The sequence below is a fragment of the Mycobacterium sp. 23 genome (assembly GCF_048287075.1).
Taxonomy (GTDB): Bacteria; Actinomycetota; Actinomycetes; order Mycobacteriales; family Mycobacteriaceae; genus Mycobacterium; species Mycobacterium gordonae_B.
Map to the genome: position 1 here is coordinate 5,301,631 of NZ_JBLVUX010000005.1, position 25,075 is coordinate 5,326,705.

Consider the following 25,075-nt stretch of genomic DNA (forward strand, 5'->3'; position numbering starts at 1 on the left):
TGGTCGGGCCGTCAGGCTTCCGCCGGTTCGAAGACGAAGTTGTTGACGTACACGCCGCGCGGCGCCCAGTCGTCCTCGGCGCCGCCGATGTTGTCCGGGTTCTGGTGAGCGGCGGCGTCGAACTCCTCGATCGGCCGGCGCTGGTCGTCGAGCCAGAAGTAGCCACGGAATCCCAGCCCGCTCAGCAGGGCGGTGATGTCGGCGACTGCGTTGGCGTGATGGCGTTCCTCGGCCTCCACCACAACGGTCGGCCGGTTGCGCCGCAGCGTGTTCACGGCGCCGCGAAGAACGGCCAGCTCATGACCCTCGACGTCGATCTTGACCAGGCCGACGTTGTCCAGCCGCAGATCGTCGAGGCGCTTCAACGGGACCTCGATGGTCGCGACCGGACCGCCGACCGCGGTGTCGAGGACGTTCTCGTGATCGATCGTGCTGCGGCCCGGGTCGGATTCCACCACCCGCATCGCCGTCATGCCCGGCTGGTCGGAGAGCGCGACCGCTTCGATGCGCACGGGCGCCCCGACGGCAGTGAACATCAAGGCCAGGTCGCGGGCCTGTGCGGGACGGGGCTCGAACGCGATCACAGACCGCGACGAGGACAGCATCCCGATCGCGAATTCGCCGACATCGGCGCCGATATCCAGCGACACCCGCTCGGGGTCACACAGCGAGGCCACCAGCGCCACATCGGGACGTGACTCCCCAAGACGCTGCAGGATCTTGAACTTGCGCTTCCAGAACATATGTGGCGCGACGGTCTTGGCCGCCGGCGCGAGCAACCGTTTGGCTGACCGTGCGACAGACATCAGCCGACCCTAGCCGAAAAACGCGGTGTGACCCGAAGCGACCATGCAGGTCAGCTGGTTTTCAGACGGGGGTGCGAAGGGCTTGCGTGCTAGTCTCTGGTAACCAGGAATCCATCCGTGACCTGCGCCGTCCGGGTATTCGGCCGCTTTGATGCGCATCGTCGGGCATCGAAAACGGCGATCGCGAATACGGTCCGCCGACCGGGTGGGTCACCCATAATTGACGCAGTCGTTGAACACGTGCACAACATCGGAGGCCCCGTTGCCGCGCAGCTTGGACCTCGTCGTCACCTCCGTGGCCACCCAGCTCATGGAGGCGACCGCGTCCACCGCGACGCAGGTCAGCGAACGGGTTCTCGCGCAACTGGTGGAGCAGTTCGACGTCGATGCCAGCTTCCTACGGCACCACGACCACGACATCCGCGCCTCGGTCCTGGTGGCCGAATGGCCGCCGCGCGCTGACGTACCGGATCCCGACCCCCAGGCCGTCGTGCACTTCACCAGCGCCGACCCGGTGCTCGCCCAGTGCGAGCACGGCCGCAAGCCCGTGGTGATCCGGCCGGATCAGAGCAACCGGTCGTTGCGCTGGGTGGGCGGCGCCAAGCAGACGGCGTCGCCGTCCGTAGCGGCCGCTCCGCTGGTGTCCGGTGAGATGACCACCGGCGTGCTGGGCTTCGTCAAATTCGGCGCGCGCAAATGGAAACAGGAAGAGATCAACACCCTCGAAGCGGTCGCGGCGCTGTTCGCGCAGTTGCAGGCCCGGATCGCCGCCGAAGAAAAGCTGCGGTACCTGGCCGAACACGACGACCTCACGGGTCTGTACAACCGCCGGGCGCTGGTCGCGCACCTGTCCGACCGGTTGGCGGCCGGCAATCCCGGCCCCGTCGCGGTGCTCTACATGGACCTCGATCGGCTCAAGTCCATCAACGACTACCTCGGCCACACCGCGGGCGACTGGTTCATCCGTGTCTTCGCCCAGCGCCTGCGGGTGTGCGCCGGCAGTCAGAGCATGATCGCCCGCCTGGGTGGTGACGAGTTCGTCGTCATCCCGGATCAGACGATGTCGAGCGCGGCGGCCGAGTCGTTCGCGCGTCGACTGGGCACAATGCTGCGCGAACGCCTGGCGATCGGCGGTCAACAGATCACCCGCACGGTCAGCATCGGGCTGGCGGTCGGCATGCCGGGCCGGGACAACAGCACCGACCTGTTGCGCCGCGCCGACGAGGCGGTGCTGACGGCCAAGCGGGCCGGTGGAAATCAGGTGGCACTGTCCACCGACGACATGTCGCTCAAGAGCGCGTTCCGCAACGACATCGAGCTGCACTTGCAGGGCGACATCGACAGCGAAGCGCTGCTGCTGCACTACCTGCCCGAGGTGGATTTGTGGACCGGGGCGATCGTGGCCGCCGAGGCGCTGGTCCGGTGGCGGCATCCGATCTGGGGCCTGCTGCTGCCGGACTCGTTCATCGGTGTCGCCGAGTCGACGAACCTCGCCGGCGAGCTGGGCCGTTGGGTGATGCGCAGCGCGTGCGCGGAGTTCAGCCGCTGGCGGTCCAACGGCGTGGGGCAGAGCGCGGTGCTGCGCATCAATGTCTCGCCCGTCCAACTGATCACCCGCGGTTTCGTCCGCAGCGTCGCCGACACCATCGAGGAGTTCGGGATCGATGGCGGCTCGGTCTGCCTCGAGATCACCGAGCGCGCGGTGGTGCACGACATCGAAGCCACCCGCAAGACGCTTTCGGAGCTCAAAGAGGTCGGGGTGCAGATCGCCATCGACGACTTCGGCACCGGTTATGCGGTGCTGTCGCACCTGAAGTCACTTCCGGTCGACATGCTCAAGATCGACACCGGGTTCGTTCGCGACCTGGGCACCAACGCCGGTGACCTGGCGATCGTGCGCGCCATCATCGGCCTGGCCGAGGCCTTCGGCCTGCAACTGGTGGCCGAGGGGGTCGAGACCCCGGCCGCCGCACTGACTTTGATGCAACATGGGTGTCACCGGGCGCAGGGATTCTTGTTGTCCCGCCCCGTTCCGGGCAACGCCATGGAGGCGTTGCTGGCCGCTCGCTGGATGCCGATGCCGTTCCTCGCCGACCGTGAGGCGCTGACGCTCGGCGCGATCTAGCTCACGCAGAGATTGGTTCGAACAATTAGGAAAATCACACTTGTCGCTGTCGCCTGCGTAACTGTCCTTGTCGCCGGCACGGCGCTGCTGATCAACGCCTGCAGCCGTCCGCACACCGACCCCGGCCCGTTGGCCGCCATGGCGAGTCCGGCGATCCCGCCTGCCGCGCAGGAGATCTCCAATCCGCTGCGCGGTCAGTACGAAGACCTGCTCGAACCGCTCTTCCCGCAGGGTGAGCCAGCCCAGCAGCGTTACCCGGCCTGGCCGGCGTCCTACGACGCCAGCCTGCGGGTCACCTGGCGGCAGTTGCAGCCGACCGATCCGGCCACGCTCCCCCCGGACGCACCCGATGACCGCAGGTTCGACTTCAGCGTCATCGACGACGCGCTGAACAAGCTCGCCGAGCGCCGGATGCGACTGACGCTGCGGGTGCAGTCGTACAACTCGTGCTGTAACGCGAGCTATCCGGACAACACGAACATCGAGATCCCGGATTGGGAGCGGGCCAGGGCCGGCACCAGCACCAGCTATCCCGCTACCGGGAACGGCCCGGTGCAAGTGGTGCCGAACTTCAACGACCCGACCTATCTTGGTGACTTCGGGCAACTGCTGGCCGCGCTGGGCCGCCGCTATGACAACGACGAGCGGCTCAGTGTCTTCGAGTTCTCCGGCTACGGAGACTTCAGCGAGAATCACGTCGCCTATCTGCGTGACTCGCTGAACGCACCGGGCCCGAGCCCCGACCAGAGTGAGGCGGCGCTGGGTTATTACAGCCAGTTCCGCGACCAGAACATCACCAAGGCGTCGATCCAGCAGCTGGTCGCCGCCAACGTCAACGCCTTTCCGCACACACAGTTGGTGGCCACTCCGAACAATCCCGAGATCATGCGCGAACTGCTGGCCGACGACGTCACCAGGAAGCTCGCCGCTCCGGTCGGCATCCGTTCGGATTGTCTCGGCGTCTACGCGCCGCTGCCCGTCTGGGCCGAGTCCGGGCACTACGTCCAGACCTCCGACCCGCTAATCGGCGCCCTGAAGGATCGCTTGGGCAAGGCGCCGGTGATCACCGAGTGGTGTCAGCTGCCCGACGGGACCACGCCGCAGGCCTACTACGACAAGGGACTGCACGACGTCATCCGGTACCACGTCTCGATGACGTCGAGCGTCAACTTCCCCGACCAGGACGCGACGTCACCGATGGACCCCAAGCTGTACGTGCTGTGGGCACAGGCCAATGCCGTCGCCGGCTACCGCTACTCGGTCGAGGCACGGTCCGGGTCGCAATCAGTGCAGGACAAGGTGGCGTCCATCTCGGTCTCCTGGACCAACTACGGCGCCGCGGCGGCCACCGAGAAGTGGGTGCCGGGCTACCGGCTGGTCGACTTCGCCGGGCAGACGGTTCGAACGCTGCCTGCCACCATCGACCTGAAGGGCCTGGTCCCGGATTCGTCCGGCGACCGCAGCATCGACCAACCGCCGCCCGCGTCGGCCACCGAGAGCGTCCACATCGACTTGAAGGGTCTGGCGCCGGGGCACTACACGCTGCGCGCCGCGGTCGAGTGGCAACAGCACAAGCCGAACGGCTCGCACGCGGTGAACTACCCGCCGATGCAGTTGGCCCGGGACGGCCGTGACGACTCCGGGTTCTATCCGATCGCCACGCTGGACGTGCCCCGTGACGTGCTGGCGGGCAGCCCGAAGACGTGATGCGGGCGGACCGGCCATACCGATAGACTGGTCACAGTTTGTTTACCGTACCAAAAGTAGGTAAATTACTAACGGGGGACAAGTGTGCTCCTCGCTCGGTGAGGTGATCGCGCGGTAGCGCCAGAGAGGCATTAGATGGATTTCCGAACGTTCGTCCGGACCCTCCTGCTGCACTGGAAGCTCTTCCTGGGTGCCGTCCTCGCGTGCCTGGCCGGCGCGGCAGCGATCACGGCGTTCCAGACCAAGAGCTACGAATCGTCGGCGACGGTGCTGATCTCGTTCTCCGGTGAAACCGACCTCATGCAGGTCTACCAGGGAACTCAGGCGGCCCAGGAGCGGCTGTCGTCGTATGCCGCGATAGCCGGCGGCCACGCCGTGGCCGAGAAGGCCGTCACCCAGTTTCACCTGCCGGTCAGCGCCGACCAGCTGGCCAGCCAGACCAAGGTGGCGTTCACGCCGAAGACCACGTTGTTCACCATCACGGTCACCGACACCGATCCACAGCGCGCAGCGACCCTGGCGAAGGCGGTGGCCGACGAGTTCACCCTGATGGTCGGCTCACTCGGGGGCACCCCGAAGCCGACCGGCGCACCTGCCACCACCACGCCGCCCACCACGCCCGTGTCGGCAGCTCCGGTCGCGGACGGCGAGCAACCGACCACCCAACCCAGCGAGACACCGGTGGCGACGGCGACACCGACGGACCCGGCCCAGACACCCGCTCCCGCCACCCAGCTGCCGGTGGCCAGGGCGACCGTCGTCGAGCAACCCGGGGCACCCGACAAGCCGGTCAAGCCGGTGCCGGTGCGCAATATGGCGATGGGTCTGGTGGCGGGCCTGCTGCTGGGCACCGGCGTGGCGCTGACCCGGGAGGCCGCCGACCGCACGGTGCGCGACCGCGCGAAGGCGGAAAGTTTGTCGGGCCTGCCGACGCTGGCCGAGCTGCCCGGGCACCGCGGCAACGCACCGCGATTCGGCACCGACATCTCGTTCGACGACGCCGTGCGCGGCTTGCGTGCCCGGCTGTTGCGGGCGATGGGGCCGGGAGCCAACCGGGTGCTGTTGACGGCTCCGTTCGGTGGTGAAGGCACGACGACGACCGCGATCAACCTGTCCCGGGCCTTCGCCGAACTGGGTGAGGACGTCCTGCTGATCGAGGGGGACACCCGCCGTCCGGTGATCGCCGGACTGCTGAAAGTCGAATCGGGAGAGGGCCTGTCGAACGCCCTGTCCAATCCGGAGATCGCCACCGAAGCCACCAAACCGACCTCGATCCCCAAGCTGTTCGTCCTTGCGGCCCGGTCGATCCGCAAAGAGACCCTGCCGACCAGCGCCTTCCTTCCCGAGGTGCTGGACAAGGTACTTCAGGACGTGGCAAAGACTTTCGAGCGCACCGTCGTCGACGGACCGCCGATGCTGGCCAGTGCCGACTCCGGTCTGCTCGGTGGCGCCGTCGACGCCACGGTGCTGGTGATTCGGGCCGGACGCACCACCGAGGACGAACTCGCGGATGCGTTGACCGCGCTCCGTGCCGCCGGGGCCAACGTGGTGGGGACCGTGCTGACCGACGCCCGGATAGCCCGGCACACCAGGGCTGCCACGAAGACGTATCGCGCCAAGATCAGTGGACCGGCGTGATCCGCTATCTGCGGAGTCGTCATCGCCTGGCGATGGCCGCAATCATGCTGGCGCTCTTCCTGTTCGGGTGCTTCGTTTACGGCGCGCTGTCCGTCCGCAACACCACCCAGGGCATCCTGTTGGTCGGTCTGACGTTCTTCCTGATCGTCTACTGGGCCAAGCCGGAACTCATGATCGGGCTGGCGCTGTTTCTGGGGTGTGCCGCGCTGCCGCAGGGACTGCACGTGGGCAAAGTGATCGGTCCCGTGTCGATTTACGCCTCCCATGTGGTGCTGGTGCTGGCGATCTGCTTCGTGCTGCCGGTGGTGCGGCTGCGCATGTCCGATTATCTGCTGCCGGGGATGTTCGGGCTCTTCGTGATTTACTCTGCCGCGGTTGGCTTCTCGATGGGACACAGCACCGCGATCGTGGTGCGGGAAACGACGTTTCTGTTGGAGATGCTCGCCGGTTTCGTGCTCGCGCTCGTGGTGGTGTACGGCGACTACCTGATGTTGTCGATGCACGCCGTAGCGTTCACGCTGTGGTTCTCGGCCGGGATGGCCGTCCTGGGTTCCTCCGGCGGCATTCGGCTGGCCGGCCGGACCGAGAGCCTGCAGATGGACACCGGAGACGATGCGAACCGGATCATCACGTCAGCCCTGATTCCGGCCATCGCCGTGCTGACCGCGTTGGTCGCCGCGCAGATCCTCGGCCGGGTGAAGCCGGCCACCTACCTGCTGCTGGGTCCGCCAGCCCTGGTGGTGGCGGTGCTGGCGTTCACCCGCAACACCCTGATCTCGATCGGGGTGGCGGCCGTCGTCGCGTTCTTCGCAAGCATGGGCTGGTCATCGGTGCGGCGGGCGGCCCGGTTGGCGGTGACCGCTGCGGGCATTCTGGCGGTGACGATCCCGGGTGCGCTCTTCCTGCTGGGCGATTCGTCGGCCGGGGTGTGGTTGGCCAATCAGATCACCGGGTTCAGTCACCGGGTGCTCGGCAGGTCATCCGGTGCGGCGCTCACGCAGGATCCGTCCACGCTGGCCAGATTCGAGGAAGACCGCCATCTGAACGAAGCGATCGCTCAGGCACCGCTGTTCGGGCACGGGCTCGGCTACGCCTACCAGTTGCCCTTCGGCGGTGACGATCCCAACGAGTTCACCCAGTCGCTGGGCACCACCTACGCGCACAACTTCTACCTGTGGTGGCTGGCCAAGTCAGGCGCCGTGGGGATGGCCGGTTTCGCGGTATTCGCGCTGACGCCACTGGTGCGCGCGCTGCGCAGCGCGTCTGTGCCGGCCAAGATCAGTGCGGCCGTCAGCACCGGTCTGATGGTGATGTGCATCATCGACCCGCTGCCGGAGGAACCGACCAACGCGATGACGCTCGGCATCACGCTGGGCGGGGCGATGGCATTCGCGATGCGGGGACGGCGCGCTGAGGAGAGCGTCGACATCTTGGAACCTGCCCCGGCCGAACCGGTGCTTGCCGGGGAGCCCCGGTGACGCGGGTACTGGTGGTGGGTCCGGCGCCCGCGCAGGCGGCCAGCCGTGGCGGCATGGCCACCGTGATCACCTTGATGGCCGCCCACCCCGACGCCTGCGTCATCACCGTGCCGACGTATATCGAAGGGCCGCTGTGGTTTCGGCTCTGGGTCGGTGCGACGGGGATGATGCGGGCCGCGTGGCTGGTGGCACTGCGGCGGGTCGACGTGCTGCACGTGCACCTGGCGCACGGGGGCAGTGTGGTGCGCAAGGCGCTGCCACTGGCCGCAGCGCGCCGGGCGAACGTCCCGACCGTGGTGCACGCGCACAGCTACGACTTCGCCGGCTGGTTCGACGGACTGCGCCCGGCCGTGCAGCGACTGGTTCGGCGGGTGCTGGTGGCCGATCAGTGGCTGGTGCTCGGCCGCCGTCATGTTGAGGAGTACGCCGGCAGACTGCGGGTGCCCGTCGAGCGAATCGCGGTGCTGAACAATGCGGTTCCCATTCCGCCGGTTGCGGTTGAGCACGCGAATATCGATCGGGTGCATGCGGTTTCGTTGGGCCGGTTGGGAGTGCGCAAGGGTACCTACGACCTGATCGAAGCCGTCGGGGCGCTGGATGACGACATGCGGGCCCGGCTGCGGATGACGCTGGCGGGCGATGGAGAGGTGGACGAGGTACGTGCGGCGGTCGCCGCGGCCGGTCTGGGCGATACCATTGATGTTGTGGGCTGGCTGGATCCGGCCGCCCGCGACGATTTACTCAGAGATGCACACATTTTCGTGCTGCCCAGCCACGACGAGGGCCTGCCGATGGCGTTGCTGGAAGCCATGGCGTACGGTCTTGCGCCGGTGACGACGCTGGTGGGGAGCATCGACGAGGCGATCACCGACCGGGTGACCGGGTTGGTGGTAGCGCCGGGCCGTCCCGAGCAGATCACCGATGCGCTGCACGAACTGCTCAAAGACTCCGACCTGCGAGCCAGTATGGGCGCAGCCGCCCGAGGCCGAGCCCGCGACTTCGGGCTGGACCGCTGGTATCAGCGGTTGACACAGCTGTGGACCGCCCTTGTCACAGAGGAAGGTAGTACCGGAATGTCGGTGAAAGATGTTCTGCGCCGGAGCGAAGCGGCCAACTGGGCGGCCAGGTATGTGACGGTACGCAACGTGGGCCGGTTGCTGGGCCGGCCCGCGATGACGATGGCGACCGAGGCGCTTTGGCGCCGGCGGCGGACGCAGGATCTGGCAATGTTGGTGGCGGATCACTTCGCTCCCAGCGGTGCGACCGTCGTCGATGTGGGTGCGAGCTGGGGCCTGTTCACCTACCATCTGGCCCGCCGAGTCGGAAAGTCCGGACGGCTCTACAGCTTTGAGCCGCATCCCGCCAACGCCCCGATGCTGCGCAAGCTCACTGACAGGTTTGCGCACGTGCACTTCAGCCAGGCGGCGGTTTCCGACGAGCCCGGCACCGCGCAACTGCTGGTGCCGGAGCACCGCCGGCGGCAGGTGACCGCGCAGGGCAGCCTGGCCCACGGGTTCGACGGGCAGAAGGTGGACGTCCGGCGGATTGAGGTTCCGCTGGTACGACTCGACGACGTGGTGGGACCTGGCATCGACGTCGACTTCGTGAAGATCGACGTGGAAGGCCATGAGATGTCGGTGCTGCGCGGCGGCAGCGAGATGTTCCGGCGTTGCCGCCCAGCGATTTTGATCGAGATCGAGCAGCGCCATCTTTCGGTGCCGATCAGTGACGTGTTCGGTGAGATCGAGGGACTCGGTTATCACTTGTTCTATGTCACCGAGTCGGCGTTGCGGCCGATCGCCGAGTTCGATGTTCAGCGTGATCAGATCGCCTATTTGAACCCGGGGGCGAATTCGGAAGAGTTTCACCCCTTCGCCATGCCGCAGGGTTACGTGCACGACTTCGTGGCGGTTCGGTCACCGGAGTCGGTGGCGGGTTTCTGCGAGTGAGCCGCTTGGCGCGGTGCAGCCGGCGCCGAACTCAGTTATCGTTGCCCTGCAATAGAATTGGGGCGTGAGTTCCAGCACGCGTGAGGACTGGGCCGAGGCGCTGGGCGCGCTTGGCGGGTCGGTGTCGCAGGCCGTTGGAGCTCACCGCGGCGACGTTGAGTTGCCCGGAGTTGCTGACGACGCTGGGCGAGCTCGAGGTGCAGTGCCGGCGTCTGCCGGTGGCCGGACACGTGTTGATCAATCAACTTGCCACTCAGGCCACTGCCGCGAATGTCAGCGGCTCCCTGGGTCAGGCGCTGGCCGATCGGCTGCGGATCATCAAAACCGAGGCCGACCGCCGCGTCGCCGATGCCGCCGAACTCGGACCCCGCTGTGCGCTGACCGGAGAACCGCTGACGCCGCTCTTGGCGGCCACCGCCGCCGCGCAACACTGCACCACCCGCCGAAACACCGGCGGCCACACCGAATGGATCGCACTCAAACACCTAGAGTTCGGACGGCCCCGCACCAACTGCATGCATCACCCGAAAAGGCATCTGGAAACCGGCGACGACGCGGAAGACGGATAGCCGCCGCTGATCACGTCCAGTAGCCGCTGCGCCGCGTGGTCGACGGCGAACCGCTGCTCATAGTGCCGCGCCGCAACGGCGCCGAGGCGGGCCGCCGCGGCCGGATCGGCGAGCTCGTCGAAAGTGGCTGCCAGACCGGCAACGTCGTCGACCCCGACCGGATGACATTCCGGCGGTTGGTATTCGGGCAAGCCACCCTGATCGGAGACCATGGGCATCACGCCCAGCTGCATCGACAGGACCTGCACTCCACTCTGCGACGCGCGCCGGTAATGGGCCACCGAACCCTTGGCCGCGGCCAGCGTGCCGAGCATGTCGGCGTAGCGGTAGCGACCGGGTCGCCATTCGGTGTAAGCAGGCAATCGTGCCGGGTCAATCGACCCGTCGCCGATCAACACCAGTTTGTCGCCACGCCAGCTGTTTCCGCCGATATGCTGCTGCCAGGCCCGCAGCACCACATCCAGGTTCTTGTAGGGATTCAGCCGGCCGATCATGACGAAATCACGGCGATGCTGCGGGGCCACCGGCTCAGTGACGAGGGCCGGGTCCAGGTCGCTGGTGAGCGGCAGCACGTGCACCGGCATGCCCGCCACGTCGCGTCGGGTGGTGACGCGTGCCGCAACGTAATTGCTGTAGGTGACGGTGGCCGCCGAGCGCGCGCCCCAACGATCGAACACCGCGAGTTCATAGGACGGCCGCTGCTCGGCAGGGTCGTGCGGACGGTCGTCGTGCACCAGCTGAATTCGCGGGACCTGCCCCGCCAGCGCGATCCAACGGGGATCGCGGACCAGTTCCGTCACTACCACGTCCGGACGGTACTGGCGAATCCGTTGCCACGCCGCGAAACTGGGACGCCACGTTGCCGCGGTGCGGAATCGCGGATCCAGGACGAGTTCGTACTCGCGGGCCGCACCGGACTCCGGGTGCTGGTCGGAAGTCACCAGCAGCACATCGGCACCGTGTCGGCGCAGCGCCTCCACCTGCACGCGCGCCAGCGGCCGCAGCCACGGCGAAAGCCACAGAATCCGAGGCCGCTTCACGCTTGACCCTCAGCGACCGAAGTACCGTGGTCCACCCACCAGCGTCCGTCCAACTGCGGGTACGTGCGCCGCACTTCGTCGTAGAGGTACGGCAACGTCAGCAATACCCGATCGGGATCCGCGGCGATGAGCTGCTCGGGGGAGATGATCTCGATGTCCGTTCCCGGCACCCGGCGTCCATGCTTGTCGGGCGAGGCGTCGGCGATTCCCTTGATGAGCCGCTGGTCTATGCCCGCGACGCTGAACAGCCCCGGCACCCGCGACCCGGCGCAGTACGCATACACCGAAATCTGTTGATCGGCCTGTGCTTCCAGCCACTGGCGTAGCTGCGCGACGTGAACGTCGACCGCCTTCTGCATTCTCCGAAGTACGTAGGGTTTCGTCACTCCGAACTGCCGCTCACGCTTCAAGATCTCGTCCGCGCGCTCGTCCCGTGCGACCTGGCCGTGCACCGCCGCGGCCAGATATGTTCCCCGAGCAGGTCAAACTCCCACACGGTGGCGATGCTCATCCCCACCGATCCGAGCAGATTCGTCAGCGCGGTCAGCGAGTGGTAACCGAAGTGGCTATGCCGCAACAGGTTCCATTGTCCCTGGCTGACCATCGCCATCAGCGACGGGATCTGCACCAGCAGAACTCCGTCCAGCGCGGTGGCCTTGGCCCGGAGTTCGAACGCGGCACGCTGATCCGGATCATGCATGAGCCCGAACGTGTCGAGTACCACGTCGGCGATCTCGGCCTCGCGATAGCCGCGGTCGGTGAACATCGGCAGCCAGGTTCCGCCGTGCGGACTGCCGAACTCACGAACCGTACTGCCGCGCAGCCAGTCACCTGCTGCGACCCGTTGCACCGCGTCCGCCGCCTGGTCCAGCATCGCCTTCGGCTCGACACTCTGCTGCTCTTCGGCGGCTTGGAAGGCGTCGTCTCCGGCTAGTTGGGCAAGGCCGCAGCAGCCGCACAGGTCCATCGCCAGTGCGTGCATCGTCTCCGCCGGGGTGAGGGGTTCGGAGCTCAGTGGAAACTGTTCGGCCGCTGGCGCTTTGCCCAGATCGAGAACCCGGGTCAGGTCAGTGTCGCCGCAGCCCCGGCAGCGGCTCACCCGGCCGCGGCACTGCGCGAATGCGTGTTCGTCGCCAGGTGCAGATTCGGGAGCGGGTAGACGATCTGTCCGCCCCACTCGGTGACATAGCTGAGTTGCTCGGTGAGTTCGGTCTCCAGGTTCCAGGGCAGCACGAGCACAACATCCGGGCGGTCCTTGGCGATCATCTGCGGATCGTGAATCGGAATCCGGGTCCCGGGGGTGAAGTGACCGTGCTTGTACGGATTTCGGTCGACGGTGTACTCCAGCAGGTCGGTACGGATTCCGCAGTAGTTCAGCAAGGTGTTGCCCTTGCCCGGAGCACCGTAACCGACCACCCGCTTGCCCTCGGCGCGGCACTGCAGCAGGAACCGCAGCAGGTCGTGGCGGATCTCCTCGGTGCGGTGCCGCAATTGCAGGTAGCCCTCGGGGCGGTGCAGTCCCGCGGCCTCTTCGATGCGCAGGATCTTGTTGACGCGCTCGGTGGGTGGTCCGGCAACTTCGATCGGCCGGGCCCACACGCGGATGGACCCGCCATGGGTGGGCAGCAGTTCGACGTCGACCACGGCCAGTCCGGCGCTGGCGAGCGCGTTCTGCGCCGAAAACACCGTGTAGTACTGGAAGTGCTCGTGATAGATCGTGTCGAACTGGCCCAGGCACACCAGGTTCAGCGCATGGTGCACCTCGATGCTCAGCCACCCGTCGTCGGCCAGCAGCCCGCGCAGCGACTGGGTGAAGCCACGCAGGTCGGGGATATGCGCGTACACGTTGTTGGCCACCACCAGGTTTGCCGAACCGTGTTGGGCGCGGACCCGGCGGGCCAGCGCCGGATTGAGGAACTCGGACACGGTGGGCACGCCCCTTTTGGTGGCGGCCGCCCCGACGTTGAGCGAGGGCTCAATGCCCAGGCATGGGATGCCCCGGGCGACAGCGTGCTGCAACAGGTAACCGTCGTTGCTGGCGACTTCGACCATGAACGAATCGGGTCCCAGCCCGAGGCGCTTGACGGCCTGATCGACAAAGGTCTCGGCATGCTGGACCCAGCTGTCGGAATACGAGGAGTAGTAGGCGTATTCGGTGAAGGTTTCCTCGGGCGTGATCAGCGCGGGTATCTGCAGCAGCAGACAGTCTTCGCACAGGCGCAGGTGCAGCGGGTAGGTGGGTTCGGGCAGGTCCAATTCCTCCGGGGAAAGGATCTTTTCACACGGCGGCGTCGCACCCAGGTCCAGCACGCTGAGCATGCGCTGCGAGTCGCACAGGCGGCACTTCATGTAGTTCTCGTTTCGTCGGGTCTGTTCAGGTTTCACGGGCAGCACGGTGAGGCTCACATCACCGCGCCGATCGCATCGAGGTAGGCGTCGGTCATCGCCTCAACGGTGTAATGCGTTTGTAGCCGCTCGAAGCCGCGCCATCCGACCTCCGGCAGCGCATCGAGGTCGGTGAGAATTTCGGCCAGTTGATTGCGCCACGCGGATACCGACACGGGCTCGACGACGAAGCCGGCCTTGCCGAAGTCCAGCATCTCCGGGACCGCGCAGATGCCCGACGCGGCTACCGGCACCCCGCGTGCCATGGCCTCGAGAATCACCATAGGGAATGCTTCGGAACGGCTCGGCACGCAGAGGAGGTCGGCATCGGCCAGCGCCGGGCCGGGCCCGGGTGACCATCCGCGCCATTGGATGCGCCCGCGCAACGACTCCGGCGTGCGGGCTTCGAGGGTCTCCCGGTCCGGTCCGTCGCCGAAAATCGAAAGCCGCCAGGGCAGCTCGGTCAGGCCGCTCAGTGCGTCGATCAGCAGGTGCGGGTTCTTGTGCTCGACGATGCGCGACAGCATCACCAGGTGCGGCGGTTCACCGGTGGCGCGGACCCGTTCGGTGGGCTCGGCGGAGACGGCTACACCGTTGGGCGCCACGAAGTACCGTCCCCTGACCTTGTGGTGCGGGGTGAGCATGTCCCAATGACGTTGGGCGAGAACGATGAAGCCGTCGGCGCGATTCATCGCGGCGGTCAGCGGCCGGGAATAGACCGGGCGGTCGGACTCCGGCGGCACGTGCGGGGCCACCAGCCAGCGCCGGTCACGCGAGGCAGCCTTCCAGAGCGTCGCGAACCCGGTCTCGGTGTTGGTGTCTCCACTGATCAACACCGACGGGCCGTCCGGGAGATCGACCATCGGCGCCCACCAGGGCTGCCGTACTACCCGGATGCTGTGCGGGATCTCCTTGAGCAGCGGACCGAACCGTTGCATGCAGACGACTGTCACGGGGTAGCCGCGGCGATCCAATTCCGTTGCCAATAGCGCCTTCTGTCGCTCCGCGCCACCGTAGACGAGGCGATTGGTGGTGATGACGATGGAGGGCTTATCGGTGCGACGGGCATCGATGGCGCGTTTGCGGGCACCCCGTTTGGACCGTTGGACCCGGTCCAGCAGCGAGGTGGCAGCCAGGAACGCGTCCCCGTGGTGAACACTGTCCTGGCGTTCCAGTAGCAGCGCGATGTTGGAACGCAGCAAGTCCCGGTTCCGGAAGCGCTCCACGGTGGAAACCTCGGCACCGTGCGTGAAGACCGATTCGCGGGCGACGGTGCCGGCCGCCGGGTTGCCGTGCTCGGCGTTCAGCTCGTCGGCCAGCAGGATGCGCCAGCCTGCCGCGGTGGCCCGCTCCTGCCAGTCGGTCTCTTCGCCGTACAGGAAGAATTCCTCGTCGAAGCCGCCGATCTCGTTCCAGGCGTCGCGGTTGATCGCCAGGCAGATGCCGGCCATGTAGCCGTCGATACTCTCCGACTCGGTGGGCTGCTCCCGATAGAGGTGGGAGAACCGGGTGCCGCGCAGCCGGTCGGAATAGCCTGCGGCCGCCACCACCGACCGGGTCAGGGTTCGGTGCTTCGTGGCGATGTCCCACAGCCGCGGGCCCGGCGCCCCGGGGTCTTGGATCAGCGGCGACACGGCGGCGACGCCGGGCTGGCGGAACAACTCAAGGGTCCGGGTCAGCGGCCCGGTCAGCCGCGTATCGGCGTTCAGCAGCAGGAAATCGGTGTCGCCGGGAGTGTGCTTCGCCAGTGCGTTGAAGGCCGCCCCGAAGCCGAGATTCACCGGACCGAGCACCCAGTGCACGTCGGGATGGCGCGCGGCCAGTTCCTCGCGGCCCGGGTACTGATCACCGCTGTTCTCATAGACGTAGACCGGCAGTTGCGGCGCGTGTTCGGCGACGCTGGCCAGGCACTGCTCCAACAGTTCGTGACTCTTGTAGGTCACGATCAGCACCGACAGGGGCCGTTCGGTTCTCATGCGGTCACCTTTTTCCGGAAGAGCGAGGTCAGTGTGGACCAGTTGACGGGACCGGCCACGACGTTGACGGCCAGGTAGATGGCCGCGGCCGCAGCCAGTGTGAACACCACGTTCTGGTCCGAAAGCAGCAGCGCCACAATGGCGCTGGCCGACGTCGGAATCAGCAGCCGGATCAGGAAAGTCATGGGTGTGCGGTATCCGCAGTGACTGCCCAGCCGCCAGCTGGCGAACGTCAACCCGATCAGTTCCGTGCACACCAGCGAGATGCCCGCGCCGACCGCGCCGAATCGACCGTCCAGCAACAGGTTCAGCGCCACGTTGGCGGCCAGGGCGCCCACGGACAACCGGAAGAAGAACCGCTGTTCGTGGCAGGCGAACAGGCCCTGCCCGAGAGTTCCGGTGACGAAGCGCAACGAGGCGGCGATGAGCAGCAACGCCAGGGTGGGTGCGCCGCGCGTCACGAACTCGGCGTCGCCGAACAGTTTGATCAGCGGGCCGGCCAGCAAGGTGCCGACGACGGCGACCGGGAAGGCCAGGAAGCTCATCAATTCGACGCTCCGGCGCAGGAACGCGACGTAAGCGCCGACGTCGCGCGAATACAGTCCGGTGGCCGTTGACAGGGTGGACTTCTGGAAGAAGATGGACAGCGCCTCGGTGTTGAAGGCGATGGTGTACGCCAGCCCGTAGACGCCGACCTCGGCATGGCTGTTGAGCAGTGACAGGATCACCCCGTCGGCGCGCCAGTACAGGATGCCGACCAGCGCGACGCCCATCAGCGGCAGGCTTTCGCGTAGCAGGTCGATGGACTCGCGCGTGGAGAACACCGGCCGCAGCGACACCTGCCGCGCCGCTGCAGTGCCCTGAATCGCCAACTGCACCAACGGCGGTATGAGTTGTGCCACCGCGAACCAGATGATGTTGGCGTGTGTCGCCACCAGCCAGCTGACCATCGCCAGCGTGCCGATCCGGCCCGCGACGTCGGAGATGGCAACCGCGGCGAACCGCACGGTGGACAAGAAGACGGGCTCGAACCGGGTCCGTACCGTGAGCAGCAGCAGCTGCCCGGACAACACCACCAGCATCACCCGCACGTCGGCGTCGCGATATATCAGCCACCCGGTGACTGCCGCCATCACCGCCAGCGGGACGCAATACATCAGGGACAGGCCACTATTGACGCGAACCAGCCGCTCCAGTGCACCGCGGCCCGCGGTGACCCGCCGCACGATCACCGTATTGATACCGAGATCTGTTGCCGCGGTCCACATCCCGATGAATGCGACCGCCACCATCAGCTGCCCGTAGCGGCCGGGACCCAGGTAGCGCGCGGTCATCGACACCGATACCACCGAGGCCAGCATGCCCAGCACCCGGCAGACGAGCTGGACCGAGAACGCGTGCGCAATCCGCGACGGCGGCACCTCAGGTGCCGCCGCCGACTCGTGCGCCGGCGGCTCGATCACAGTGTCGCTCCTCATGTCTAGTACGCCCCGTCGCTGGCCAGCACAGCCCGCAGTGTGCGGGCGATGATCACCAGATCACCTGCCATCGACCAGTTGTCGACGTAGGAAAGGTCGAGCCGGACCGAGTCCTCCCAGGACAGGTCGGATCGGCCGCTCACCTGCCACAGGCCGGTGACACCGGGCTTGACCAGCAGCCGGCGCTTGACCTCACCGTCGTAGTTCTCCACCTCGCGGCGCAGCGGCGGCCGCGGACCGACAACGCTCATGTCCTGCTTGAGCACGTTGATGAATTGCGGCAGCTCGTCAATGCTGTAGCGGCGCAGCACCTTTCCGACTGATGTCACGCGGGGGTCCTGGTGGATCTTGAAGAGCACCCCGCCGGCGCCCTGATTCAGGGGCAGGAGTCGGTCCAGTTGTTTGTCCGCGCCGTCGACCATGGTGCGGAACTTCAGCATCGTGAAAGGCCTGCCGTCCAAGCCGATGCGTTCCGCGCGATAGAAGACAGGTCCCTTGCTGCTCAACTTGATTGAGACGGCGGCCACGACCAGCAGCGGCGACGTCACCATCAGCGCCGCCAGCGCGAAACAGAAGTCGAAAGCGCGTTTCTGCAGGCGCTGAGTCCCCTCGTACTGCGGCTTGTCGACGTGCAGCAGGGGATATCCGGCGATCGGCCGCATGGTCAGCCGGGCACCGGCCACGTCCATCACGCCGGGTGACACAACCAAATCGACGTCCATCGTCTCCAGCCGCCACATCAGATCGCGGATGCCGTGGACCCCGAAATGTTCGGTGCGGGTCACCGCGACGGTATCGGCGCCGCACATCCCGATCGCGGACACCGCGCTGGATTCGTCGCCCAGGATCGGAATCTCGCGGCCCTGTACGCGGAGCATCTCGTCGCGTTGCGGCCCGTACCCCGGGATGCACACGCCCACAACGACGTAACCCTCCTTCGGGTTGCGGATCAACTCGTGGGCGAGGTGCGTGACTCCGGAGCGGTCACCGATCGCCAGCACCATGGTCTGGTACTGGCCGCGGGCGCGCATGCGCCACACGTACTTCCGCCACATGTTGCGGCTGGCCAGTAGGCCCAGGGTGCCGACCGGGAGGGCGACCGCCAGGTAGCCGCGGGCCAGATCGATCTTGGCCAGCAACGTGACCATCGCGATGATGCCGAACACCGAGAACGACGCGCTCGCCAGCCGCCGGTATTCGTCGATGCCGGCGCCGATGATCCGGGGTGACCGGGTGTGGAACACCGAGATCGAGGTCAGCCACAGCAGCGCGAACAGGCAGGAGAACAGCGTCATCACCGGGCCCGGGTAGCCCGACATGTTCGGCGAGTCGCCGAAGCGGACGAACTGCGCGAGCACGATCGCCGCGCAGACGATGACCGAGTCGGTGATACGCAGCCGCGCCGAATACTGTTGCTGCCAGCGCGGAACGGTGCTGACGCGCTGCGGCGGCACCGCGACCAGGCGTGAGCGCCCGGTTTTCGCATGCAGGGTGGCCGTCATGCTGGCCGATCTCTCTGTCATGCGGACACCGTTTCGGTTGCGGCACCGCAGGTTTCGATGTGGTCGGGCGCGGGTGCGGCTACGTAGTGCACGCCGGGGTAGCAGATGAGCTGCGCCCGTAGCGCACGCAGCAGTGCGATCGGCCCCTGCAGCAGATAGCGACGCGCGAGCCGGCGCGGTTCGCGGGTCAACCGGTACAGCCATTCCAGGCCGGCGCGCTGCATCCAGTGCGGTGCCCGGCTGGTCATGCCGGCCAGGAAATCGACGGCACCGCCGGAGGGCAGAAACACCCGGGCCCCGGTCGCATGTCCGTATTCGTCGACCCACCGCTCCTGGCGCGGCTTGCCCAGACTGACGACCAGGAGGTCGGTGCGTGCCGCACGGATCGCCGAACACAATGTGGGCGAGCGTGATTCGATGTCGTCAAGGTCTGGCGCCCACATACCGGAGACCACCAGGGCCGGATAGTTGGTCCGCAGGTGCTCGGCCAGCGACCGGTGAGTCTGCGGACTGCCGCCGAAGAAGCCGACCCGGTGACCGTTCGCTTCGGCCAGCGCCAGCAGCGACGGCAGCAGGTCAGCCCCGGTGACGCGGGGCCACGGCCGCGCGGTCAGCAATTTGCCCCGCCAGGCGATCGGCATGCCGTCGGCCAGCAACAGCCATTCCACCAGCCCGTTGGGAGCGGCGCTCGCGACACGGAAGTGATGCAGATGGTCCAGGTTCACCGATCCCACGGCCAGACCGCGACCGGACGGCGATCGCAGGCGCGAGTCGACGATCGAGAGCACCTCATGTGTTTCGCAGCGCTCGACGATGCTTCCGCTGACGACCATGCGCACCGGTGCCTGGGGGAGAGTGTTCTCGGCCATGATCGGGCTACCCGGCGGCCGGACTCAGCACGGCCTTCTCCGTCACGAAGCCTTCGGCGTAGCGGGCGCGACTCTGCACCCCGCGTACCCGCATCAAACCGAGAAACGTCTCGTCGTCGAACCAGTCCCGTCCTGCCTGCGACGGGTAGTGCTCGGCGAGAAGCCGTGTCTTGGCCGCCGCGACGTCAGCCGGAACCGGCACGTAGAGCATGGGATTCGGCAGGTCTGACTCCCATTTGAGGATCTCGTAGCCCAGCACCAGGTGGGCCCGGAACTCGGTCGGGATCAGTTTGGCCAGTAAGCGGTGATCCTGGTGGTAGTCGTCGCGCTGAGGACCCAGCACCAGGTCGGGCTCGCAGCCGCGGCGGAACGCAGCGAGGTGTCGTTTGACGGTGCCCCAGTGTTCGGGGAGGTGACCGTCGGGCAGGTCGGTCACCGTCAGGCGCACGTCGGCCTGGGGAAAGAACGCCGCGAAGGCGCTTTTCTCCTCGATTTCGCGCTCGGTCCCGGCACCGGTCAGGACGAGTGCGTGGATGACAAGGCCGGGGTTGTTGCGCTCGAGCTGCATCAGGGTGGCGCCGGCACCGATGAGGATGTCGTCGCAGTGCGCACCGATCGCCGCGACCGAGCCGATGGCCGATCCGGAAAAAGCCAGCGGGATCATGCCGACGCTTCCACCAATGCCGTCGGCGTCTCCCAGACCGCCCACGGGCGAACGCCACGGTTGTAGTCCGCGTCGAGTTCGGCACGCTCCTTGAAGGTGTCGGCCGGCTTCCAGAAGCCATCGTGCTGGTAGCCCAGCAGCCGCCCGGTGCCGGCCAGCTCCATGCACGCGTCGCCGACCAGGTCGCCGTTCTCGGGGATGAGGTCGATGACGTCCTGACGGAGCACGAAGTAACCGCCGTTGACCCAGATGGGGAACTTGGCGATCGGAGCGATCTCTTTGATGTCCCCGTGGGCACTGACGTCGACGCAGTGGAACGACGACTGCGGGGGTACGACCAGCATCGACGCGGCGGCACCGGCCGCGTGGAACCGTTCGATCATGGTGTCCAGCGGCGCGTCGGTCAGGACGTCGGCGTAGTTGGCGAGGAAGTACTCGTCATCACCGAGGTGCTTGCGAACCCGGCGCAGCCGCTCGCCGATCGGCGACTCCAGGCCGGTGTCGACGAAGGTGATCGTCCAGTTCGACATGTCGGTGTCGAGCAGTTCCACTTTGCCGCCCCGCATGACAAAGTCGTTGGACTCCGTTTCCCGGTAGTTGACGAAGAAGTCCTTCACCAATGACTGGCCGTAACCGAGGCACAGGATGAACTCCGTGTGGCCGTAGTGCGCGTAGTAGCGCATCACGTGCCACAACAGGGGTCGGGGCCCGACCATCTGAAGGGGCTTCGGTATGAGATCACCGGCGGCGCTGCGCATCCGCATGCCGTAACCGCCACAGAACAGTACGACCTTCATTTCCGTGCCCCCCTCTGCAAACCGCTCACTGCTGCTCTCCTACGGCTGTCGCCGGGCTGTCATACCCAACTACCTGACAGAACCATTATTACATACTTTTCGAACGATAAAGGCGGTAGAAACAGGTTATTAGTATTGCTCATCCCAATTTATTGAACTTGTAACTTGATATGAGGGTCAGTTGGTGGTCAGCTGTTCAAACCGCGCGATCACGCCGTACCGGCGTCAGATCACGCCGCCATAGCCCGCAGATGGCGGTTGTGCCATCACGGTGGGGACCAGTCCGTACCTCGGCCCCGGTGCGCCACCTGGAGCCGCGGCCGCACGCGGCAGCCCGCCCAACAGGCTCGGCGGCACCGTGCCCGTAGCACCCGGCGCGCCCCCCGGCAGAGCCGAACTGACGCCGGCCAGGTGGGCCGTCGGGATGACGCTGGTCCAGGCCGGTGGCACCGATAGCGAACCCAGGCTGGCCGCCTGTCCCATGGCCCCCAGTGCAGCCCCCCCAGCCGCTTCCGCGCCGGCGGCGGCCGCGCCGGCGGCGGCCTCCGCGGTTTCGGCGGCCACCTCGCCCACCTGGGCGGCGGCGGCAGTCATACCCTGCAGTGTCTGGGCGATGCCCAGCACGCTGCTGATCGCGAAGAGCGGCATCACCGCGATATTCAGCAGGTTGGCGATGTCGCCAGTTGAGGTGGTGCTGATCGGCACGCCGGCCGCGGCCGTACCGAGCGACGCCGGCGTTGCCATGCTCTGCAATGTGCTTGGAAGTGCGCTGACCAGCGACGCCAGGGTGGCCTGGGTCGCCGCGGCCTCGCCGGTGGCTTCCGACACTGCAGTGGCCTGCGCCGCGGCGCCCGCCGGGTCGGTGACCTGTGGCGGCGCCTCAAACGGAGTCAGCGCCGAAGCCGCTGCCGAACCCGCCGCGTAGCCGTACATGGCCGCGGCGTCCTGCGCCCACATCTCGCTGTAGTGCGCCTCGGTCGCGGCGATCGCCGGAGAGTTCTGGCCGAAGAAGTTTGTCGCCACCAGCAATGCCAACAGCGCCCGATTGGCCGCTACAACAGCGGGCGGGACCGTCATCGCGTATGCCGCCTCGTAGGCGCCCACCGCGGCCCTGGCCTGGACGGCGGATTGCTCGGCCTGGGCGGCCGTAGCTCCCATCCATACCGCGTAGGGGGCGGCGGCCGAGGCTGCGGAGATCGCGGCGGGACCGAGCCAGGGACCACTGGTGAGGCCTGCGATCACCGACGCATAGGAGGAGGCCGCGCTCGCCAGCTCGGCGGCCAGCTCATCCCAGGCGACGGAGGCCGTCAGCAGCGGCTCCGCCCCCGCGCCGGTGTACATCCGCGCGGAGTTGATCTCCGGTGGCAGTGCGCCGAAATCCATTGTCGATGCCCCTGTCCGTCAGCGGGCCGCCGCGGCGTTGGCCGCTTCCGTGGCGGAGTACGAACCGGCGCTGACCCCCAGGACCTGGACAAACATCTCGTGAATAGCGGCAGCTTGGGCGCTCACCGCCTGGTACAGGTGGCCGTGCGCGGCGAATTGCGCTGCCGTCAGCGCCGACACCTCATCGCCGGCCGCCGGGACTATCGCGGTGGTCGGACCGGCCGCGGCCGCGCTAAGGGCGTTGACGGCACAGCCGACGCCCTGCAGCGTGCTGGCCGACGCGGTCAGGGATTCTGGCTGCGTGGTGACGAACGACATGCGGCTCTCCTAACGCAAACGGGTGTCGGTGCAGTGGGCCGGGAGGGCGGCAGTCATCGCGACCAGGCCGAACTGGTGGTTCGGACCCGTTTGTCCGCCCTCCACAGACCAACAGATCACGTATATACCCATTCTACATACTTTTAGAACCTATTGCAGCGTGAGAGCAGACCTAAGGTATTGCCAGCGCACGGATGCAGTCATGTCGGCGTGTAACTCTGCAGGTCGCCGCGAACTTGATAACCTCACAGGTGGCGTCCAATGTGCCGCCTGAGACACACGCCGGTGGACGGCTCACCATCCGATGGTCTGGCCACCTGGTCGAGGAAGGCATCGCGATGGTGAAGGTGATCGCTCCGCTCAACGCTGCTGCCCGCTATTCGGCACGCCCGAAAGCGTGCCGCGGGTAGATGTCGACTGAATCGGCCGACGGACGAGCAGACAGCACCCGGCAACAGATTCTGCGAGCGGCCGCACACCAGTTCGCCCGCCGCGCGTACCACGATGTCGGACTGGACGACATTCTCGCCGAGGCCGAACTGACCAAGGGCGCGATGTACTTCCACTTCCGCTCCAAGCACGCCCTTGCGGTGGCCATCATCGAGCAGCACACCTCCATGGGCAGGGTGGCCGTCGAGGATCTGCTGTCCCGCCAGCTGTCCGGCCTGGAAACCCTGATCGACTTCTGCTACCTGATCGCCGTGCAGGACATCTCGAAGGACGTGGCCAGAGCCGCTTTGCACCTGATCGAGTCGGTGGGACGCACCGAAGGGCTGCAGGCCAGTCTGCTGGGCGGCTGGGTCGATGCCCTTGCCAGCGTCGCCGAGCGCGCCATCAGCGAGGGGGACGTGGCCCAGCGCTGGGAGCCGCGTGACATCGGGCGGTTGATCGTGTCGATGTACCTGGGACTGCGTCAGACCAGCGACCTGGACGACCCGCGAAGTTTCCTGCTCGACCTGGAACGGAACTGGGTGCTGATCCTTGCCGCTGTCCTGCAACCGGACCGGGCCGACTACTTCGCGCAATTCCTGCGGCGGCGCACGGCGCTGGCGGTCAAGGCCGCCCCGGCCCAGGTGATTGCTCCATGATTTCGACACCGGCGACGATCTGGCACGCGCGATCGGAAACGCCGCACCTGCTGCTGCTACGCTTATCCGGCTGACCAGCAGGAACAAGACGCCGAGGTCCGGAGCTGAACCGGATTGACATCACTGGGGAGGCATGGCCAATGGCGCGCCAGGTTCGATCCGAGGTAACCCGGCGGAAGATTCTGGACGCGGCGATCGACGTCTTCAGTGAGGTCGGGTACGCCGCCGCCGGTTGGGGCACCATCATCGAGCGCACCGGGATGACCAAGGGCGCCCTTTACCACCACTTCGATTCAAAAGAAGCGCTCGCGTCCGACATCATCGACGAGGGCGCCGAAGTGCTCGTCGGGGCGTTTCGCAACGTCTGTGGGTCGGCTTCGCCGGCGCTGGAGAACATGATTCACGGCACCTTCGCGATCGCCAACGTGCTCAGTACGGACAAGACCGCACGCGCGGCCGAGCAACTGATCGCGGCACTCAGCGGGTTCAACGACGCTGCGGCGCGCTGCTGCGCCGGCTGGGTGGCGGAAATGGCGGTCCAGGCCCGCGAGGCGATCGACGAAGGGGACCTGCGGGAGGACGTCGACCCGCAATCGCTCGCCGAGACGATCGTCGGCGCGATGTTCGGGACCCGGTTGCTCTCCATCGCCATGGCGCGGACCCGCCAGAGCGACGGCATGCTCGACGAACTCAACGGGCGGTTGAGCCAGATTTGGATTTCGCTGCTTCCCGGTGTCGCCGCGGAAGCGTCGCTGCCGTACTTCCGGCAGTTCCTCGCCCGGGAGGCCCTGCGGCACACCCGGCCCGGTGCGCCGGCGGGCGCCGTCGCCGGTGTGCCAGAGAGCAGCTAGCGCTAGGCGCTGACGGCGCGGGTCCGGCGGTCCTTGACGATGCGGGCCGGAACGCCGGCGACGTCGACATCGTCGGGTACCGGCTTGGTCACCACCGCGCCCGCGTAGATGCCGACGCGGCTGCCGACGTCGGCTCCGAGCACCATGGCGCCCGGATAGATGAACACGTCGTCACCGATGCTGGGGTACTCGCCGGGACGGCCCTCGCCGATCGTCACGCCCTGGTGAATCCGGCAGTTGGCGCCGATTTTCGCGCGGTGGTGTACATGCACCCAGCCGACGTGGGCGACGGACAGGCCAGGGCCGAAGGCGTTGAGCGGGATGCCGAATCCCAGCTTCTCGCCCAGGAACTTCAGCCGTAGGCGGAGGTATGCCGCGACGAGTCGGCCGAAGGGCGTCCGTGCCGTGTTCGTCCAATACTCGGTCTTGCGCAGCATGCGCTGGAAGTATGG

The 25,075-nt window shown here is 66.9% G+C and carries 22 protein-coding genes; 8 read left to right on the plus strand and 14 right to left on the minus strand.

Annotated elements, in window-relative coordinates; genetic code table 11:
* Positions 1-11 precede the first annotated feature (11 nt).
* The gene (locus ACNQS7_RS25755) at positions 12-806 is read right to left on the minus strand and encodes an FkbM family methyltransferase (protein WP_418014761.1); all 795 of its coding nucleotides are present in this window, start codon (positions 804-806) and stop codon (positions 12-14) included.
* 262 nt (positions 807-1,068) lie between these two features.
* Here ACNQS7_RS25755 and ACNQS7_RS25760 point away from each other — a divergent pair, with 262 nt between their 5' ends.
* From ACNQS7_RS25760 to ACNQS7_RS25785, 6 genes are all read left to right on the plus strand, one after another.
* On the plus strand, positions 1,069-2,931 hold the full coding sequence (locus ACNQS7_RS25760) for a putative bifunctional diguanylate cyclase/phosphodiesterase (RefSeq protein WP_418014762.1): 1,863 nt from the start codon (positions 1,069-1,071) through the stop codon (positions 2,929-2,931).
* A 138-nt stretch (positions 2,932-3,069) separates the two neighbouring features.
* Positions 3,070-4,638, plus strand: a complete 1,569-nt coding sequence (locus tag ACNQS7_RS25765; RefSeq protein WP_418014763.1) for a hypothetical protein — start codon at positions 3,070-3,072, stop codon at positions 4,636-4,638.
* A gap of 135 nt (positions 4,639-4,773) precedes the next feature.
* Positions 4,774-6,276 carry an AAA family ATPase gene (locus tag ACNQS7_RS25770; RefSeq protein ID WP_418014764.1) on the plus strand — a complete coding sequence of 501 codons (1,503 nt, stop codon included), beginning with the start codon at positions 4,774-4,776 and terminating at the stop codon, positions 6,274-6,276.
* A 32-nt stretch (positions 6,277-6,308) separates the two neighbouring features.
* The gene (locus ACNQS7_RS25775) at positions 6,309-7,754 is read left to right on the plus strand and encodes an O-antigen ligase family protein (RefSeq protein ID WP_418014765.1); all 1,446 of its coding nucleotides are present in this window, start codon (positions 6,309-6,311) and stop codon (positions 7,752-7,754) included.
* A complete protein-coding gene (locus tag ACNQS7_RS25780) occupies positions 7,751-9,703 on the plus strand; it encodes an FkbM family methyltransferase (protein WP_418014766.1) in 1,953 nt (650 codons plus the stop codon). Before ACNQS7_RS25775 ends, ACNQS7_RS25780 begins: the two co-directional genes overlap by 4 nt.
* Before the next feature lie 134 nt (positions 9,704-9,837).
* A complete protein-coding gene (locus ACNQS7_RS25785) occupies positions 9,838-10,272 on the plus strand; it encodes a DUF222 domain-containing protein (protein ID WP_418014767.1) in 435 nt (144 codons plus the stop codon).
* Here ACNQS7_RS25785 and ACNQS7_RS25790 read toward each other — a convergent pair.
* The 12 genes from ACNQS7_RS25790 to ACNQS7_RS25845 all read right to left on the minus strand — a co-directional run bounded on the left by ACNQS7_RS25790 (position 10,224) and on the right by ACNQS7_RS25845 (position 22,684).
* Positions 10,224-11,297 (minus strand): glycosyltransferase family 4 protein, encoded by a 1,074-nt coding sequence (locus ACNQS7_RS25790; protein ID WP_418016146.1) that lies wholly within the window; start codon positions 11,295-11,297, stop codon positions 10,224-10,226. The genes ACNQS7_RS25785 and ACNQS7_RS25790 overlap by 49 nt on opposite strands.
* A gap of 11 nt (positions 11,298-11,308) precedes the next feature.
* The gene (locus tag ACNQS7_RS25795; RefSeq protein WP_418014768.1) at positions 11,309-11,764 is read right to left on the minus strand and encodes a hypothetical protein; all 456 of its coding nucleotides are present in this window, start codon (positions 11,762-11,764) and stop codon (positions 11,309-11,311) included.
* The gene (locus tag ACNQS7_RS25800) at positions 11,719-12,411 is read right to left on the minus strand and encodes a class I SAM-dependent methyltransferase (protein WP_418014769.1); all 693 of its coding nucleotides are present in this window, start codon (positions 12,409-12,411) and stop codon (positions 11,719-11,721) included. The genes ACNQS7_RS25795 and ACNQS7_RS25800 overlap by 46 nt, the downstream gene beginning before the upstream one ends.
* Positions 12,408-13,661: a methyltransferase domain-containing protein gene (locus tag ACNQS7_RS25805; protein ID WP_418016147.1), complete on the minus strand. Its 1,254-nt coding sequence runs from the start codon at positions 13,659-13,661 to the stop codon at positions 12,408-12,410. Before ACNQS7_RS25805 ends, ACNQS7_RS25800 begins: the two co-directional genes overlap by 4 nt.
* 53 nt (positions 13,662-13,714) lie before the next feature.
* A complete protein-coding gene (locus tag ACNQS7_RS25810) occupies positions 13,715-15,673 on the minus strand; it encodes a glycosyltransferase (RefSeq protein WP_418014770.1) in 1,959 nt (652 codons plus the stop codon).
* The gene (locus tag ACNQS7_RS25815) at positions 15,670-17,151 is read right to left on the minus strand and encodes a flippase (protein WP_418014771.1); all 1,482 of its coding nucleotides are present in this window, start codon (positions 17,149-17,151) and stop codon (positions 15,670-15,672) included. Before ACNQS7_RS25815 ends, ACNQS7_RS25810 begins: the two co-directional genes overlap by 4 nt.
* Before the next feature lie 2 nt (positions 17,152-17,153).
* On the minus strand, positions 17,154-18,653 hold the full coding sequence (locus tag ACNQS7_RS25820; protein WP_418016148.1) for a sugar transferase: 1,500 nt from the start codon (positions 18,651-18,653) through the stop codon (positions 17,154-17,156).
* 17 nt (positions 18,654-18,670) lie between these two features.
* Positions 18,671-19,522: a WecB/TagA/CpsF family glycosyltransferase gene (locus ACNQS7_RS25825; protein WP_418014772.1), complete on the minus strand. Its 852-nt coding sequence runs from the start codon at positions 19,520-19,522 to the stop codon at positions 18,671-18,673.
* Between the two features lie 7 nt (positions 19,523-19,529).
* Positions 19,530-20,186 carry a PIG-L deacetylase family protein gene (locus ACNQS7_RS25830; RefSeq protein WP_418016149.1) on the minus strand — a complete coding sequence of 219 codons (657 nt, stop codon included), beginning with the start codon at positions 20,184-20,186 and terminating at the stop codon, positions 19,530-19,532.
* On the minus strand, positions 20,183-20,983 hold the full coding sequence (locus tag ACNQS7_RS25835; RefSeq protein WP_418014773.1) for a glucose-1-phosphate cytidylyltransferase: 801 nt from the start codon (positions 20,981-20,983) through the stop codon (positions 20,183-20,185). The genes ACNQS7_RS25830 and ACNQS7_RS25835 overlap by 4 nt, the downstream gene beginning before the upstream one ends.
* 225 nt (positions 20,984-21,208) lie before the next feature.
* A complete protein-coding gene (locus ACNQS7_RS25840) occupies positions 21,209-22,366 on the minus strand; it encodes a PPE family protein (RefSeq protein WP_418014774.1) in 1,158 nt (385 codons plus the stop codon).
* An 18-nt stretch (positions 22,367-22,384) separates the two neighbouring features.
* The gene (locus ACNQS7_RS25845; RefSeq protein WP_418014775.1) at positions 22,385-22,684 is read right to left on the minus strand and encodes a PE family protein; all 300 of its coding nucleotides are present in this window, start codon (positions 22,682-22,684) and stop codon (positions 22,385-22,387) included.
* A gap of 410 nt (positions 22,685-23,094) precedes the next feature.
* Between ACNQS7_RS25845 and ACNQS7_RS25850 the strand changes: the two genes are divergently transcribed.
* Positions 23,095-23,772, plus strand: coding sequence for a TetR family transcriptional regulator (locus tag ACNQS7_RS25850; RefSeq protein ID WP_418014776.1), 678 nt, complete (start codon positions 23,095-23,097; stop codon positions 23,770-23,772).
* A 140-nt stretch (positions 23,773-23,912) separates the two neighbouring features.
* Entirely contained in the window at positions 23,913-24,623 is a 711-nt protein-coding gene (locus ACNQS7_RS25855) for a TetR family transcriptional regulator (protein ID WP_418014777.1), read from the plus strand.
* Positions 24,624-24,625: 2 nt separating this feature from the next.
* Here ACNQS7_RS25855 and ACNQS7_RS25860 read toward each other — a convergent pair whose 3' ends face one another.
* Positions 24,626-25,060: a serine acetyltransferase gene (locus ACNQS7_RS25860; protein WP_418014778.1), complete on the minus strand. Its 435-nt coding sequence runs from the start codon at positions 25,058-25,060 to the stop codon at positions 24,626-24,628.
* Between the last annotated feature and the right edge of the window lie 15 nt (positions 25,061-25,075).

Coding starts and splice junctions, on each gene's coding strand:
- ACNQS7_RS25765 (WP_418014763.1), top strand. CDS start 3,070: ATGGCGAGTCCGGCGATCCCGCCTGCCGCGCAGGAGATCTCCAATCCG.
- ACNQS7_RS25820 (WP_418016148.1), bottom strand. CDS start 18,653: ATGACGGCCACCCTGCATGCGAAAACCGGGCGCTCACGCCTGGTCGCG.
- ACNQS7_RS25770 (WP_418014764.1), top strand. CDS start 4,774: ATGGATTTCCGAACGTTCGTCCGGACCCTCCTGCTGCACTGGAAGCTC.
- ACNQS7_RS25755 (WP_418014761.1), bottom strand. CDS start 806: ATGTCTGTCGCACGGTCAGCCAAACGGTTGCTCGCGCCGGCGGCCAAG.
- ACNQS7_RS25855 (WP_418014777.1), top strand. CDS start 23,913: ATGGCGCGCCAGGTTCGATCCGAGGTAACCCGGCGGAAGATTCTGGAC.
- ACNQS7_RS25815 (WP_418014771.1), bottom strand. CDS start 17,151: ATGAGGAGCGACACTGTGATCGAGCCGCCGGCGCACGAGTCGGCGGCG.
- ACNQS7_RS25775 (WP_418014765.1), top strand. CDS start 6,309: ATGGCCGCAATCATGCTGGCGCTCTTCCTGTTCGGGTGCTTCGTTTAC.
- ACNQS7_RS25840 (WP_418014774.1), bottom strand. CDS start 22,366: ATGGATTTCGGCGCACTGCCACCGGAGATCAACTCCGCGCGGATGTAC.
- ACNQS7_RS25810 (WP_418014770.1), bottom strand. CDS start 15,673: ATGAGAACCGAACGGCCCCTGTCGGTGCTGATCGTGACCTACAAGAGT.
- ACNQS7_RS25805 (WP_418016147.1), bottom strand. CDS start 13,661: ATGAAGTGCCGCCTGTGCGACTCGCAGCGCATGCTCAGCGTGCTGGAC.
- ACNQS7_RS25845 (WP_418014775.1), bottom strand. CDS start 22,684: ATGTCGTTCGTCACCACGCAGCCAGAATCCCTGACCGCGTCGGCCAGC.
- ACNQS7_RS25850 (WP_418014776.1), top strand. CDS start 23,095: ATGTCGACTGAATCGGCCGACGGACGAGCAGACAGCACCCGGCAACAG.
- ACNQS7_RS25860 (WP_418014778.1), bottom strand. CDS start 25,060: ATGCTGCGCAAGACCGAGTATTGGACGAACACGGCACGGACGCCCTTC.
- ACNQS7_RS25835 (WP_418014773.1), bottom strand. CDS start 20,983: ATGAAGGTCGTACTGTTCTGTGGCGGTTACGGCATGCGGATGCGCAGC.
- ACNQS7_RS25830 (WP_418016149.1), bottom strand. CDS start 20,186: ATGATCCCGCTGGCTTTTTCCGGATCGGCCATCGGCTCGGTCGCGGCG.
- ACNQS7_RS25825 (WP_418014772.1), bottom strand. CDS start 19,522: ATGGCCGAGAACACTCTCCCCCAGGCACCGGTGCGCATGGTCGTCAGC.